Source organism: Planococcus lenghuensis (assembly GCF_001999905.1).
GTDB lineage: Bacteria > Bacillota > Bacilli > Bacillales_A > Planococcaceae > Indiicoccus > Indiicoccus lenghuensis.
The window spans coordinates 379,718-392,276 of the sequence record NZ_CP019640.1 but is presented as its reverse complement, the minus strand read 5'-3'; the positions used below and the strand labels follow the sequence as shown (position 1 = coordinate 392,276).

The 12,559-nt window shown below is 49.6% G+C and carries 14 protein-coding genes; 3 read left to right on the top strand and 11 right to left on the bottom strand.

Annotation, left to right across the window (positions count from 1 at the left end; all coding sequences use genetic code 11):
* Nucleotides 1-139: 139 nt before the first annotated feature.
* On the top strand, nucleotides 140-1,078 hold the full coding sequence (locus B0X71_RS02160) for a magnesium transporter CorA family protein (RefSeq protein ID WP_077587914.1): 939 nt from the start codon (nucleotides 140-142) through the stop codon (nucleotides 1,076-1,078).
* A gap of 34 nt (nucleotides 1,079-1,112) precedes the next feature.
* On the opposite strand, the gene B0X71_RS02155 is transcribed toward B0X71_RS02160, so the two are convergent.
* The 4 genes from B0X71_RS02155 to B0X71_RS02140 form a co-directional block, all read right to left on the bottom strand.
* The gene (locus B0X71_RS02155; RefSeq protein WP_077587913.1) at nucleotides 1,113-1,847 is read right to left on the bottom strand and encodes a ZIP family transporter; all 735 of its coding nucleotides are present in this window, start codon (nucleotides 1,845-1,847) and stop codon (nucleotides 1,113-1,115) included.
* Between the two features lie 78 nt (nucleotides 1,848-1,925).
* Nucleotides 1,926-2,549 (bottom strand): NAD(P)H:quinone oxidoreductase, encoded by a 624-nt coding sequence (gene wrbA, locus B0X71_RS02150; protein WP_077587912.1) that lies wholly within the window; start codon nucleotides 2,547-2,549, stop codon nucleotides 1,926-1,928.
* 185 nt (nucleotides 2,550-2,734) lie between these two features.
* Nucleotides 2,735-4,372: an AMP-binding protein gene (locus tag B0X71_RS02145; RefSeq protein ID WP_077587911.1), complete on the bottom strand. Its 1,638-nt coding sequence runs from the start codon at nucleotides 4,370-4,372 to the stop codon at nucleotides 2,735-2,737.
* 392 nt (nucleotides 4,373-4,764) lie between these two features.
* Nucleotides 4,765-5,184, bottom strand: coding sequence for a hypothetical protein (locus B0X71_RS02140; RefSeq protein WP_156889775.1), 420 nt, complete (start codon nucleotides 5,182-5,184; stop codon nucleotides 4,765-4,767).
* 253 nt (nucleotides 5,185-5,437) lie between these two features.
* Here B0X71_RS02140 and B0X71_RS21325 point away from each other — a divergent pair, with 253 nt between their 5' ends.
* Complete coding sequence (locus tag B0X71_RS21325; protein WP_232336760.1) at nucleotides 5,438-5,653, top strand: DUF2705 family protein; 216 nt, start codon at nucleotides 5,438-5,440, stop codon at nucleotides 5,651-5,653.
* 53 nt (nucleotides 5,654-5,706) lie between these two features.
* Here the strand turns inward: B0X71_RS21325 and B0X71_RS02130 are convergent, their stop codons facing one another.
* Genes B0X71_RS02130 through nfsA form a run of 3 tightly spaced genes read right to left on the bottom strand, consistent with a single transcriptional unit; the run spans nucleotide 5,707 to nucleotide 7,699 of the window.
* The gene (locus tag B0X71_RS02130) at nucleotides 5,707-6,318 is read right to left on the bottom strand and encodes an NAD(P)-dependent oxidoreductase (RefSeq protein ID WP_077587909.1); all 612 of its coding nucleotides are present in this window, start codon (nucleotides 6,316-6,318) and stop codon (nucleotides 5,707-5,709) included.
* Nucleotides 6,318-6,914 carry a hypothetical protein gene (locus B0X71_RS02125; protein WP_077587908.1) on the bottom strand — a complete coding sequence of 199 codons (597 nt, stop codon included), beginning with the start codon at nucleotides 6,912-6,914 and terminating at the stop codon, nucleotides 6,318-6,320. Before B0X71_RS02125 ends, B0X71_RS02130 begins: the two co-directional genes overlap by 1 nt.
* Before the next feature lie 53 nt (nucleotides 6,915-6,967).
* The gene (nfsA, locus tag B0X71_RS02120; RefSeq protein WP_077587907.1) at nucleotides 6,968-7,699 is read right to left on the bottom strand and encodes an oxygen-insensitive NADPH nitroreductase; all 732 of its coding nucleotides are present in this window, start codon (nucleotides 7,697-7,699) and stop codon (nucleotides 6,968-6,970) included.
* A gap of 92 nt (nucleotides 7,700-7,791) precedes the next feature.
* On the opposite strand from nfsA, the gene B0X71_RS02115 reads away from it, so the two are divergent.
* Entirely contained in the window at nucleotides 7,792-8,349 is a 558-nt protein-coding gene (locus B0X71_RS02115; RefSeq protein WP_077587906.1) for a M15 family metallopeptidase, read from the top strand.
* Nucleotides 8,350-8,384: 35 nt separating this feature from the next.
* On the opposite strand, the gene B0X71_RS02110 is transcribed toward B0X71_RS02115, so the two are convergent.
* The 4 genes from B0X71_RS02110 to B0X71_RS02095 all read right to left on the bottom strand — a co-directional run bounded on the left by B0X71_RS02110 (nucleotide 8,385) and on the right by B0X71_RS02095 (nucleotide 12,538).
* Nucleotides 8,385-9,413 carry a M14 family zinc carboxypeptidase gene (locus tag B0X71_RS02110; RefSeq protein WP_077587905.1) on the bottom strand — a complete coding sequence of 343 codons (1,029 nt, stop codon included), beginning with the start codon at nucleotides 9,411-9,413 and terminating at the stop codon, nucleotides 8,385-8,387.
* A gap of 295 nt (nucleotides 9,414-9,708) precedes the next feature.
* Nucleotides 9,709-11,001, bottom strand: coding sequence for an ABC transporter permease (locus B0X71_RS02105; RefSeq protein ID WP_077587904.1), 1,293 nt, complete (start codon nucleotides 10,999-11,001; stop codon nucleotides 9,709-9,711).
* Nucleotides 10,991-11,689, bottom strand: a complete 699-nt coding sequence (locus B0X71_RS02100; protein WP_077587903.1) for an ABC transporter ATP-binding protein — start codon at nucleotides 11,687-11,689, stop codon at nucleotides 10,991-10,993. Before B0X71_RS02100 ends, B0X71_RS02105 begins: the two co-directional genes overlap by 11 nt.
* A 186-nt stretch (nucleotides 11,690-11,875) precedes the next feature.
* Nucleotides 11,876-12,538 carry a Dph6-related ATP pyrophosphatase gene (locus B0X71_RS02095; RefSeq protein ID WP_077587902.1) on the bottom strand — a complete coding sequence of 221 codons (663 nt, stop codon included), beginning with the start codon at nucleotides 12,536-12,538 and terminating at the stop codon, nucleotides 11,876-11,878.
* Nucleotides 12,539-12,559 lie beyond the last annotated feature (21 nt).

Genomic DNA, 12,559 nt, shown 5'->3' with positions numbered 1-12,559 from the left:
TCGGTTCCCGACTTTCTGTTCCGATTTAATTTGCATTCACATTCTTAAACAACTAGTCTTTTACTGTAAGTTCTCGTTAAGCTTGCATAGAAATCGGGAAGTTCTATAGAATAAAGCTAGCGAAACAGGAGGCTGGCAGATGAAAAAAAACATTTTTAATAATGGCAAATGGCAATGGGTCCACATCGACCTGGCAGCAGGAGAAGATGGCTCTTCACTTTCAGGACTTCCGGATACATGCGTCGATTGGCTTTCATCGCTTTCGCCGGACCGAAACAATAATTTGGGGATGGAGACGACAGAAGAAGGGCGGGAAGCCATCTGGGGGTCGGTAATCTATCATCAGAACATGGAAGAACAGCAGGATAAAACCATCTTTCATTACTGCTTAACACAGGACCTGCTTGTCTCGAATCTGGTTGATTTCTCACTCTTGTACCGGCTCACTGAACAACAAGTCACGAAAAAACTTCAGCACGCAGAGACCGCCATTGAAGGATTTATGGTCTTGCTCGGCGAAACTGTCACTTCCTTTCTTCAGGATATTGATGCTTTCGAAGACCGGATGCACCAGTTACTCTGGCAGCTCAAGGAGAAAAACGACGAAAGTGTGCTGGATCGGATCATTCAAAACCGGCACGAGATTATTGTTTGGAAGAATCTGATGATCCCCATTATGGAAGCACGTGATGCGCTGCAGGAAGCGTTTGGTGATTCAGTCGCCGATGGCATCCATTATAAACGGACATACCGTCGAATCGATCGCTGCTTTGAAATCATCAATCAGTATGACGATGAAATCCAGCAGATGACAGATCTGGAGAATGTACTCTCTTCCTATCGCGGCAATGAAATCTTTAAAACGCTGACCATTATTACGATGCTGTTCACGCCGCTTGCCGCTTGGGGCGCTCTATGGGGCATGAACTTCGAGATAATGCCGGAGTTGAAATGGCAATATGGTTATTTGCTCGCCATTGCTGTCATTGTGCTGACAACTGTTTCCCTCTACGCTTACATGCGAAAGAAAAATTGGACAGGCAGCACATTAAGAAATCCAAAAGGCAAGAAATTTTAAAACAGCGACCCCTGTGCGGATCGCTGTTTTCTATTCAGAACAGAAACAATAAGAACGAATAAGCGGTAAGGCCCATGAAAAACGCACTGAAACTGCTCGCCCGCTCATCCGGCAGTTCTTCTTTCATGACGTTCAGTATCACACTTCCCGCCAGGAAGGCGACGAGGAATGAAATCAGCAGCTCGCTCACTTCTGTGAACACACCGATCAACCAGCCGATAAAGACAGCCGCTGTCAGCAGCCAGCGTCCAAATTTATCGTAGTCTTCTTTGTGGGTTGCCCGGAGTCCCCGATCATTTGTGATAAAATGAACACCCATCGCGATGAAGAAAAACGTTTTCCCCCATCCATCGGCAAATTCTTCACGGATCAGCAAATAGCCGATCAGTCCATTATAAAGAGCAAATGAGGAGATATGTATCCAAAATACTTCTGCCGTTGCTTTTCGTTTATCTGCTTCATCGTTCTGCCGTTTCGACTTCTTTACCATTTGTTCCAATCCGTAAAAAAGAGCCAGCCCCAGCATTGCCACCAGATAAATGTGATCTTCAAAAAACTGCCAGAACTCATTTTCTATTGTACCCCTTAAATGTTCCTGGAATTCACCAAGTTCCGGCAACAGATGGAGGAAAACGTATGCCACCGAGATACCACCCGCAACTGACAAGAACCGGCTGCGCGGCTCGACGCTAAGGAATTTCATGTTCTTTGCAAGCAAGTGAATCACCATCAGACCGATTACGAATACCGCACTCAGCCAGAACTCCATGCCTGTTTCACTCCTTTGTGTCTAAATAAAAAAACAGATGAGGAAAGAAGTTCCCCATCTGCTTTCCCATTGAATTTTTTATCCGTTCAGACCCTTTTTCACCCAGCCGGCCACTTCTACTGTGCGGCGTGCCTGGATGCCTACAGCTTCCTTCACTGCGTCCGCTCCGATGATCTCACCATCTTGGCTGATACTTGCACTTGTGCCGTACGGGTTACCGCCTGCTGCAAAAAGTGCAGGGTCGGTGTAGCCAGGTGCTGCGATGATTGCTCCCCAGTGATGCATGACTGTGTAAAGGGACAGAATTGTCGCTTCCTGTCCGCCATGCGGGTTTTGTGCAGAAGTCATCGCACTTACGACCTTGTTGGCCAATTTTCCTTGTCCCCAAGCGCCGCCCGCTGTGTCAAAATACTGCTTCATCTGCGAAGCCATGACGCCGAACCGGGTTGGTACGCTGAAAATAAGTCCGTCTGCTTCCACCATATCATCGATTGTCGCTGTCGGAACATCAACAGTCGCTTTATAATGCGCATGCCAAGCCGGGTTTGCTTCAATTGCAGATAGCGGTGCCAGTTCCGGCACTTTTACAAGTTTGACTTCCGCACCGGCTGCTTCTCCCGCTTCTTTCGCCCACTGGGCAAACTGATAGTTCGTGCCCGTAGAGCTGTAATAAATAACGGCTAATTTCACTTTTTCTGCCATAATCCAATCTCTCCTTCTTTTAGGTAAATTCCCGTTTTCCTGAGCAATTGTCCTGAATTAAAGGTTTTTAAGTCACATTATGAGTATTTCCCCAGTTAATGAAACATAAACATAAAAAAGCTGCAGAATATTCTGCTGCTTCCAAAATGTATCAATATCAGACAACCTGATTTAAATACAGCCATTCATATCTTTCCACTCAGTTCAACGGATTGCTCCCGAAGTTTGAACTTCTGGATCTTTCCAGATGCGGTCATTGGATACGCGTCTGTGAACTCCACATATTTCGGGATTTTATGATGAGAGATTTTCCCCTTGCAATAACCTTTCAATTCTTCGGCAGTCAGTTGCTGCCCATCTTTCAGAATGATCCAGGCCATCAATTCTTCCCCATACTTTTCATCCGGAACGCCAATCACCTGCACATCTTGCACAGCCGGATGCTGATACAGGAATTCCTCCACTTCACGCGGGTAAATATTCTCGCCTCCGCGGATGACCATGTCTTTGATCCGGCCAGTGACCGCGATGTAGCCGTCTTCATCTTCCACTGCAATATCCCCGGAGTGAAGCCAGCCATCCCGATCGATCGCTTGGCGTGTCGCTTCTTCATTTTTATAATAGCCTTTCATGACTAAATAGCCGCGGGTGCACAGCTCGCCCGGCGTTCCCTGTTTCACTTGTTCACCGGTTGCCGGATCGATGATTTTCACTTCGACATCCGGGTGGGGTTTGCCGACAGTCGCGACCCGTTTTTCGATTGGATCATCCGCACTGGTTTGCGTGATGACAGGTGACGACTCTGTCAGTCCATAGGCGATTGTAATCTCTGATGCACCCATATCGTCGATCACTTTCTTCATTACTTCGATTGGACAAGGAGAGCCGGCCATGATACCTGTGCGGAGTGTGGATGTATCGAACGTGTCGTATTCCGGATGATTCAGTTCAGCAATGAACATTGTCGGCACACCGTGAAGTCCCGTACATTTTTCATCCTGCACCATCTGCAGCACTTTTTTCGGATCGAATTGCTCGATCAGCACCATTGTCGTGGAATGAGTGACCGCCGCAAGCGTCCCGAGCACACAGCCGAAGCAGTGGAAAAGCGGGACAGGGATGCACAGCCGGTCTTTTTCAGTGAGCCGCATATAATCGCCGACGAGCCGACCGTTGTTGACGACGTTCACATGAGTCAGCATGACTCCTTTCGGAAAACCGGTTGTGCCGGACGTGTACTGGATATTGATGACATCATCCGGATCCATGGAATTGAACCGTTCCTCTAATTGCGTATCCGTCATCCAATCCGCAAATGCTGCAAATTCAGACCACGTGTAAATGCCCGGATATGAATTTTCACTCATCACAATAACCCGCTTCAAATGCGGGAGCTTGCTGCTGGCGATGCTCCCTTTTTCCGCGGAAGCCAGTTCAGGCACGACTTCATTCAGTACATCTATGTAATTTGTCCCTTTAAACTCCTCCCCGAGCACAAGTGTCGTGGCATCTGACTGCTTCAGCAAATACTCGAGTTCGGCCGCCTGATAGTTCGTATTGACCGTGACAAGTACACCGCCCATTTTCCCGGTTGCATATTGGCTCAAAAGCCACTCCCGCTTATTGTCGGACCAGATGGCGACATGCTCACCCTTTTCAATGCCGATTCCCATGAAGGCTTTTGCAAGGTCGTCCGTTTCCGCATCGAATTCCTTATACGTTTTCCGGATGCCATGTTCCGGATACACATACGCTTCCGTATCCGGATGTTTCGCTGCCTGTGCCCGCAATACTTCCCCTACTGTTTGACGCAAAATTGTCATTCCCATCCCTCCTGATGAAATCGCTTCCATTTAATATTATCACATAATTCTGTATGAGTGACAGAAGGACAAGGAAGAAAAATGCAAACGTTAAATTCCAGGGAAACTGCTGGTACGTCATGATAACTTTTTAGGACTTGTACTGGAATTAAGACTGAGTGGCGACTAAACACGGTTGAAATAACTTTAAGCGCTGTCGAGTGCGTTTTAAGGGGAACTGAATGAATGTTAAGAATAGCCGAATGCACTTTAAGATCCCTGGAACGCTCTTTAAGCCTTCTGTGTCCCTCTTCTTTAGGCAAATCACAGCCGAATGCATTCCACCAAAAAGAAAAAATACCATGAACACAAGATTCATGGCATGAAAAAACTGTCGGATGGTGGTCCGACAGTCATGGACGGTTCTGATTCGGTTCTTTTTCCGCTTCTTTCCGGAAGGCTTCCTCCACATACTGTTTGACCGGATTCAGTGTAAACTGAAAGCCGCTTGTTTTCAGGTTGTTCTCCAAATAGTACAGCTGGCTTTCCTCAGCTGAATCCGACGTGATTTCAAATAATGTATTGATCGCTAGAATGCCGTCGTTTGTCGCCATCGGGATCGGTGTGCCGTTCTCATTGTTCTCTTTCACTTTTTCAAGACCACTCACCCTTCCCCGGTCTTTCAGTTTCTGTAATGCCTTGTCATACGTTTCTTCCCCAATTTCATTCCGGAGCTGCTCGTGAAGCTTTTCAATCTCTTCTGCAGAGGCACCACGGTAATACTGAACGTAATACGCAATCAGAATCTGTTCTTCATTGCTCAAGTCTTTCATCTTAATCCCTCCATCCTTTTTCTTATTTTCCCGCATTTTTATGCCGATATGCCTCTTCATGGGAATTTAAGTGAAACTTTCACGGCGCAGCCCCGTTAAGTCGGACAAGAACGAATTTAGGAAAGCAGCTGACACTCCCATCACTGAAGCAGTGGGCTTCCAGCTCAGGCAATTCTGTAATTTCCACGCCCGCCTTTATACTTAGGAAGGTTTTCCGGTCAGTTCGCTGGCCATCGGACTGTCCATCTTCCTCATGTTCGTCGGTGTGCAGGGCGTGTTCCTGCTGAGCCGGTTCGAAATCGTGAAGTATTATTTGTTCACCCATACGGACCTTACGCAATTTTACACAGAGGGACAGCTTGTGCCGGACATTACGATCACTTTGTCACTTATCGTGCTGGCTGTTTACTTTCTTGTATTCATGGCTGTCAGCTACTGGACGTTCTCAACCCGGGATGTGACGGCATAAACGTAAAAAGGCTGGCTTCCACGTTGGAGGCCAGCCTTTTTGCGTTCATCTCATCAATAGGCGATTCCCGCACGGCTTTTCACAAATTTCCGGTTGAACAGCTCACGGTAGGCAAATTGCGCTGTATCCCCTGTCGTGATTTCCTTGCCGCCTTCCGGCAGAAAATCCCGTTCTGTCCTATACTTGCCGCACGCTTCCCCTTCCGGCAGATAAGTGGGACAGATGACCGTCCAATCCAGTTCCGAAGCCTCGAGTAGCCGGAACGCTTTTTCGTGCTCCTCCGCCGCGAACGTCGACCGGCGCTTCGAGTCGCCTCCCTGATACCGCAAGACACCAGGCGTGAGCCGGCTGTTCAGAATGCCGGCTGTCCCGATCGTTATGATCCGTTTGATGCCCTGCTCTTTCATCGCTTCAATGATTAATGGCATCGCATCTGTCAGCATGGTTTTCCTGTCCGTGCCGAGCGCGCTTATGACTGCATCTGCACCGGCTATTGTTTTCTTGATATCCGCTTCTGTCCGGACGTCGCCTTCAATCACCGTCAGCCGCGCCCGCTCTGCAACCGGCTGACGGACCAATACCGTCACATCATGGCCGTCCGCGAGTGCCCGACGGAGAATTTCACTGCCGGTGCGCCCGGTTGCGCCAAAAAGGGCGATTTTCATTAAGGCGCCTCCTCTGTAATCGTTACTGTCATTGCATAGAAATGTTCGAATTGTTGAATCGCCGGCAAGGCCAGTTCATTGCTCTCTGTCAGAAAACTCCCCGCGTCGATCCGGTTGCCGCTTTCCATCGCATAATAGCCGGTATATGCCGGCTCTTCCAGTTGCAGAACCATTTCCCCTGTAACAAAGTCACCGAACGTTGCGCCGCCGGTGTTCATTCCAGTTTCCATGATCGTCATTACGTTCCCGCTCGGTCCGCCTCCGACGAATACCGTGTTCCCTTCAATATCCGGAGATTTTGCGAAACTTACCAGGGCATCATTCAATTCTTCTGCCCCCGAAAAATGGGCCATTAAAACAGGGTCCATTTCTTCACCATTCACGTAATGCTCCAGTACTAGCTTAATTACAGCATCTTCTGGAAGCGGTCCATTCAGTTCATAAGCCTGGAAGACATCCACTGGCATCGACGCGACCAGCGCCTGTTCGTCCTGATCCAGTTCCTTCGGTTCAATCATCAGTCCGCCTGCGGCTTCTTCATTACTGCAGGCAGCGAGTCCGGCGGCCAGCACCAGCATGCCCATCCGTTTCCTCATTCCGATTCCCCCTCTTTACTCCATTATACGAACAAAAGCAGGGAAACGTTTCTTTATTTGAATAAAAAACCTTTTTTGGCAAGAAACTCCCGGATATGCGGCCGCCGGGGCTTGCTTAAAAATGAAGCCATCTGGGCAGTCCAGGTATCCGATTTCTGGTTGGCGCTTCTGCTGCCGTAATACGCTTGGATGGTTTCATCATAGGCAGGCAGAATCTCTTCGTACTTGTCTTCGTCGTACGCGTTTTCATGGAGAATTGCTTCAACCGGCAGGCGTGGCTTCACTTCATTGCGTGTGGCCGGCACGCCGACTGTGAGCCCGTATACCGGAAATACACCTTCCGGCAGTTCCGTCAGTTCACTGATCGCTTCGATATTATTGCGCACGCCGCCGATATAGCAGATGCCATAGCCTTGTGACTCGGCGGCCAGTGCAAGGTTCTGTGCAAACAGGCCGGCATCCGTTACGCCGACCAGCATATTTTCCGCGTAATCGAACGATATGTCGACCCCGTTCAGTTCACCCGCATGTTTCAGGCGATTGTAATCCACGCAAATCAGGAACACCGCGCCTGCTCCGAGCATTTGTTTCGGATTCTTGGATAACTCCGCAAGCTGCTGGCGCTTCTTCTCGTCTGTCACCCAGACGACTGAATATGCCTGAACAAAATGCGAACTTGCCGCATGCTGGGCCGCTTCAATCAGCTCTGCCACTTCTTCACGCGTCAATTGCTTATCCTCATAATCACGCACGGATGCGTGGGTTTTCATCAATTCCAATACCATTCCAATCCGCTCCTTCCGCTCACCATTATAATCGAAGACGTCTGTTTACGCTCTTTTTGCAGTTTCTGCTACACTGAACGCATTGGAGGGGAATGCACGTGAAATGGAAAAAATTAGCCCTCTGGCTCCTCATTGCAGCTATTGTACTTGTGTTGGCCGTCTGGATTCAGCGGGAGCTTGCGTTCCGTGAAGAACTGCGCGCCCGGCCACTCCCGACAGCGCTGCACCCGGAAGTGGCGGAGAAAAGCGATGAACTGATCCGGCGGGCAGCGGCGATCGGCATCGACGCCGTCGTGACAGAAGGGTTCCGTTCTGCTGAACGGCAAAATGAATTATACGCACAGGGCCGCACCACTGAAGGCTCGATTGTGACACAAGTTGAAGGCGGCGGCTCTTATCATAATTACGGCCTGGCAATCGATTTTGCTCTATTGGAGGAAGATGGAGATATTTCCTGGGATCTCGAACGGGATGCCAATGCCAACGGGGAACCTGACTGGTTCGAAGTGGCGGCGATCGGCAAAGATCTCGGCTTTGAATGGGGCGGTGATTGGCGCCGGTTCAAAGACTACCCGCATCTTGAACTGACATATGGCTTATCCATTCGGGAATTGAAGAATGGCTGGCGGCCGGAAGACGTCATGGAATAAGAAAAAGAGCGCCGAGGCGCTCTTTTTGCTGTTTATTATTCTGTATCGCGCCACTGCTGTACTGCCAATGTATCCCAAAATGAAACATCCGCCTGTTCGATCGAACCGTCTGAGATTGCCCGTACGGCGGCATCCAATGTCGTAACCGTCTGCTTGATGAGGTAACCATTGCTTTTCTGGCCAAGGACGTATGGCTCATAATAATGGTCTGACATGCCGCGCATTTCGAACAGAAGTGTTGAAATGCCATATTCAACTGCAAGTCCATTGCGGCTGATTGTTTCAGCATCTCCGCCTCCGTACTTTCCTAGGTGTCCCCAGCCAGTCGAATCTACTGCGTTAAACACAACGCTTCCTAATTGTTTCGATCCCAAGAGGACATCCGGATCCACATTCGGTGTAGTCGGGTAGAGAATCGATCCCGAGACAAGTTCCCCGTCCCGTTCACTCCAAGCCCCCTGATGGTGCAGGTCGATCATATAATCGATATCGAAAGCGCCCAGTACGTTAGTGTGAAGCGCCTGAATTTCCGGCTGTGTTTTTGCGACGTGATCCCGGTTCAAGTCTTCTTCATTTGCGTTATAGCGTGTCAGGTGACGATCTCCTTTGGCAATGTAATCATCAAGTGAAAAATTCACATCCCCCATTGCGCCGTCCGGATTCAGCATTGGCACGATCAGTACGTTCACGTTATCAAGAATGCCTTTTGTCTTACTTGTACCGAGATGCTTGATGAATTCCAGGGCCCCTTCTGTTGTCAGCTGCTCATTGCCGTGCTGCTGGGTCAGAAAAAGGATGGTTGGATTGTCCGGATCGCTTATGTATTTAGCCAGATACAAATCGCGCCCTTTTACACTTTGACCGATGACTTCAAGTTCCATATGCGCCTGCTTGGCATCCTGCTTCTGCAGAAAATCCGCCATTTCCTCGTATGTTGTCAAAATCGAGGTGTTGATCGTTTCATTTCCACCGTAACCCGGACCATTGCCCACCGCTGATGCAGCGGGTACCACACTAAACATAAGAGCGCCTGCAACCGATAATGTCAGCATTGCCTTTTTCATTTCCCGTCCTCCTCTTCAACTGAACTACAGCTTTATTTTGCCGGTAAATGAAAGCGGTTCCAAGTGTTTAAAATACTATATTTTCAGACAAGTTTTCAGGCTTTTATTCGCATCCCGAAATGCTTTCCATAGGTAGCATTCCGTCCTTTTTTCGCCCCATAAATCTTATCTGAGCGAATAGTCATCGAGAAAGAAGGAACCTAAGCAAAACTTTGTTAGACCTTCGCAATTTACCGGAATAACCGGCAGACCTGTACCGCTTCTGATAGAGAAGACGACACAGGCCCAGCTGTTTCTACAATTCCTGCCGCAGCGCCTGGATGACATCAATCCGGGTCGCCTTGCGTGCCGGCCGCCAGCCAGAAACCATCGCGACACCGATGGAAATAAGTGAGGCGATCACGACCAGTTGCCACGGAATGGCGGAAACGATAATGGTCATGTCCGCTGCTCCCGCTCCGTCTTCGGCAAGAATATTGAGTACGATTTTCGGAATGAGCCAATTGACGAGAGAGCTCACTGCGTAGGAAATTGCGACTGCCAGCGCTGTCCCGACGAGGCCGATCCAGGCGCTTTCCATCAAAAACAGCCGTTGGATGAGTTTTGGCTGCACACCGATCGCTTTCATCACGCCAATTTCACGCGTCCGTTCGGTGACGGCCATCGTCATCGTATTGAAGATGCCGATTGATGCGATCAATACGGCGATCGTCCCGACAAAAATAAGTCCCGCCTTCAGCACATTAAAAAACAAGTTTATCGTGGTCATTTCTTCCGTTACCGAATAGACGTAATACCCTTCTGCTTTCAGCGTTTCGGTCACCGCCTGGACAGCTTCCAGATCTTTGGCATAGGCGTTTATTTCGAAATATGGAGCAACTTCTTCCCCCTCCGGCGTTGCGAACGCGGAGAATTCCTCCCGGAAGGATTCATCGACCAATACTTGGTTATCGACCCGCCAGTCCTGTGCAGGCTCTTCTGCGATACCGGCAATGGTAAATTCCCATGTTTTCGTTTCCGGATTCTCCGGATCATTCGATGTCACTTCCAATTGGATGGTTTCACCAATCAGTTCACCCTGGTAGCCAGTCGGCATTTCACCTTCTTCGGGTGTGGCGATTCCCTGCTCTGTCAGCAGATTTTCAGCAAAATGATAACCGACGATGACTTCATCCCGGGACGTTGGCATCGCACCGGCAGACAGATCCAATTCCGCTTCTGTTTCCTGCTCAGCGTCGGTCAGCACGATTTGTGCGCTGTTCGACCGGTCATCAAGCAACACCCGGGACGGACTTTCAAGATACGACCGGGCCACCACCGCTTCGACGCCCGGCAATTGCCGGATCGCTTCCTGTTCTTCCGGCGTGATCGGATCCCCGCTGTCTTCTTTCCCGTGAATCTGAACCTCTGTAATGGTTTGATTGCTCAACAGTTCATTCATCAATGTCTTATGCAGGCCGAATCCGACAGACGCCAAAACGATCAGAAAGGCACATCCCATCGTGGCCGCAAGCACCGTCATGGCGACCCGCAATTTATTGCGTTTCATGTGTTGACGGATGAAGCCCACCTGGTCTTTAAATAACATAGCGCTTCTCTCCTTTCATGAGTTCGCCGTCATGCAGCCGGTACTGCCGGTGGGCAACAGCCGCGACTTCGTCATCATGCGTGATGATGACGAACGTTGTGCCCCAGGTTTCATTCAGCGACCGGATCAGCTCCAGCACATCCGCTTCTGTTTCGGAATCGAGGCTGCCCGTCGGTTCGTCCGCCAGAATGATCGGCGGGTCCGTGACAAGCGCACGGGCAATGGAAACCCGCTGCTGCTGACCGCCGGATAACTCATTCGGATAATGATCGGCCACATCTTGCAGCCCCACTTCCTGCAATAAGCGCAACACCTTCAATTCCCGTTCTTCCTTTGCGATCCCTTTGATTTTCAACGGCAGCGCAATGTTCTCAAATGCCGTAAGCCCGGGCATAAGCTGAAAGTTCTGATAGATGAACCCGAAATGCGCCAGCCGGAACCGGGCGTATGCCGCTTCTTTCAATCCGGTAGTTTCCTGTCCGGCAACATGCACAGAACCGGAATCGGGTTTCATAAACCCTGCTACGACATTGAGCAACGTCGATTTTCCGGAACCGCTTTTCCCGAGAATCGCCGCGATTTCCCCTTGTCCTACTGTGAGCGTTACGCCTTTCAGCACCGGCATATGGCGCTCTGCCCCTTTCTTGCCGATTGTAAATGCGTGGTGGAGATCTGTTATGGCAATCATTCTTATCGCTCCCTTCTGAATCTGTACTCAGTGTAGCCGTTAATTCTTAAGGGAAAGGCAGCGGGAATATGAAGAAATTCTTAAGATTATCAGTATCAGTCGGGGTGATGCTTAATTGCTTTAACTTGAAAAGCGGCTCCACCTTAAAAGGCGAGCCGCTTTTCTTATACTTCCAAATGGACATCTTCATTCCTCAGTCTGCAATTTCACGTCGAGCATCCTATGATTACCGACCGTCAGCACATCACCGAACATAAGCGGCACCCGTTCCACAAAAATCGGTCCATCCACAATCACTGTGTGAAATTCGCCTTCTTCACCGCATGCATCAATGCCAAGGCTTTCCAATTCCTTGATGAGCTCAGCCGTCAATGTTTTGCCGAGGTACTTCTCGCTCATCCGGGTTGTATCCACCACGGTGATCACCGCTTCGAATTCCTCTTCCAGCAATTGCTCAAGGAGTGCAAGCCGCGGCTCCTGCCACAATGGATGATAGGCTTCCATGCCGGCCGCTTCACTGACGTTCTCCACCCATTGTTTATGGTCTTCCAAGTCAATGTCTCCGTACACGCCCATCTCGATACCTTGCTCGCGGAACGCTTTCAATTTCTTTTTAAATTCTTCTTCGTAATTGCTCCAGCTGGCCTTGCCGACTGCGAGCGGCAGCCCCATGTGCGCCGCCTGGGCTTCCAGTACTTCAAGTGGCAAGCCGTGTGACCGGGAACGCTCGCCATCTTCTTCAAACATCGTCAGCAGGGCTAGCGGCACATGACCTTCCATAACTGCACGGTAATAGGCAAGTGCTGAATCTTTACCGCCGCTCCAGCTTACAATAAACGCTCTTTGCATCCATTCCACCTCTGTTCTATT

Excerpts from the sequence above, each read along its gene's own strand:
- B0X71_RS02160 (WP_077587914.1), top strand. The coding sequence starts at position 140 with ATGAAAAAAAACATTTTTAATAATGGCAAATGGCAATGGGTCCACATC.
- B0X71_RS02155 (WP_077587913.1), bottom strand. The coding sequence starts at position 1,847 with ATGGAGTTCTGGCTGAGTGCGGTATTCGTAATCGGTCTGATGGTGATT.
- wrbA (WP_077587912.1), bottom strand. The coding sequence starts at position 2,549 with ATGGCAGAAAAAGTGAAATTAGCCGTTATTTATTACAGCTCTACGGGC.
- B0X71_RS02145 (WP_077587911.1), bottom strand. The coding sequence starts at position 4,372 with ATGACAATTTTGCGTCAAACAGTAGGGGAAGTATTGCGGGCACAGGCA.
- B0X71_RS02140 (WP_156889775.1), bottom strand. The coding sequence starts at position 5,184 with ATGAAAGACTTGAGCAATGAAGAACAGATTCTGATTGCGTATTACGTT.
- B0X71_RS21325 (WP_232336760.1), top strand. The coding sequence starts at position 5,438 with ATGTTCGTCGGTGTGCAGGGCGTGTTCCTGCTGAGCCGGTTCGAAATC.
- B0X71_RS02130 (WP_077587909.1), bottom strand. The coding sequence starts at position 6,318 with ATGAAAATCGCCCTTTTTGGCGCAACCGGGCGCACCGGCAGTGAAATT.
- B0X71_RS02125 (WP_077587908.1), bottom strand. The coding sequence starts at position 6,914 with ATGAGGAAACGGATGGGCATGCTGGTGCTGGCCGCCGGACTCGCTGCC.
- nfsA (WP_077587907.1), bottom strand. The coding sequence starts at position 7,699 with ATGGTATTGGAATTGATGAAAACCCACGCATCCGTGCGTGATTATGAG.
- B0X71_RS02115 (WP_077587906.1), top strand. The coding sequence starts at position 7,792 with ATGCACGTGAAATGGAAAAAATTAGCCCTCTGGCTCCTCATTGCAGCT.
- B0X71_RS02110 (WP_077587905.1), bottom strand. The coding sequence starts at position 9,413 with ATGAAAAAGGCAATGCTGACATTATCGGTTGCAGGCGCTCTTATGTTT.
- B0X71_RS02105 (WP_077587904.1), bottom strand. The coding sequence starts at position 11,001 with ATGTTATTTAAAGACCAGGTGGGCTTCATCCGTCAACACATGAAACGC.
- B0X71_RS02100 (WP_077587903.1), bottom strand. The coding sequence starts at position 11,689 with ATGATTGCCATAACAGATCTCCACCACGCATTTACAATCGGCAAGAAA.
- B0X71_RS02095 (WP_077587902.1), bottom strand. The coding sequence starts at position 12,538 with ATGCAAAGAGCGTTTATTGTAAGCTGGAGCGGCGGTAAAGATTCAGCA.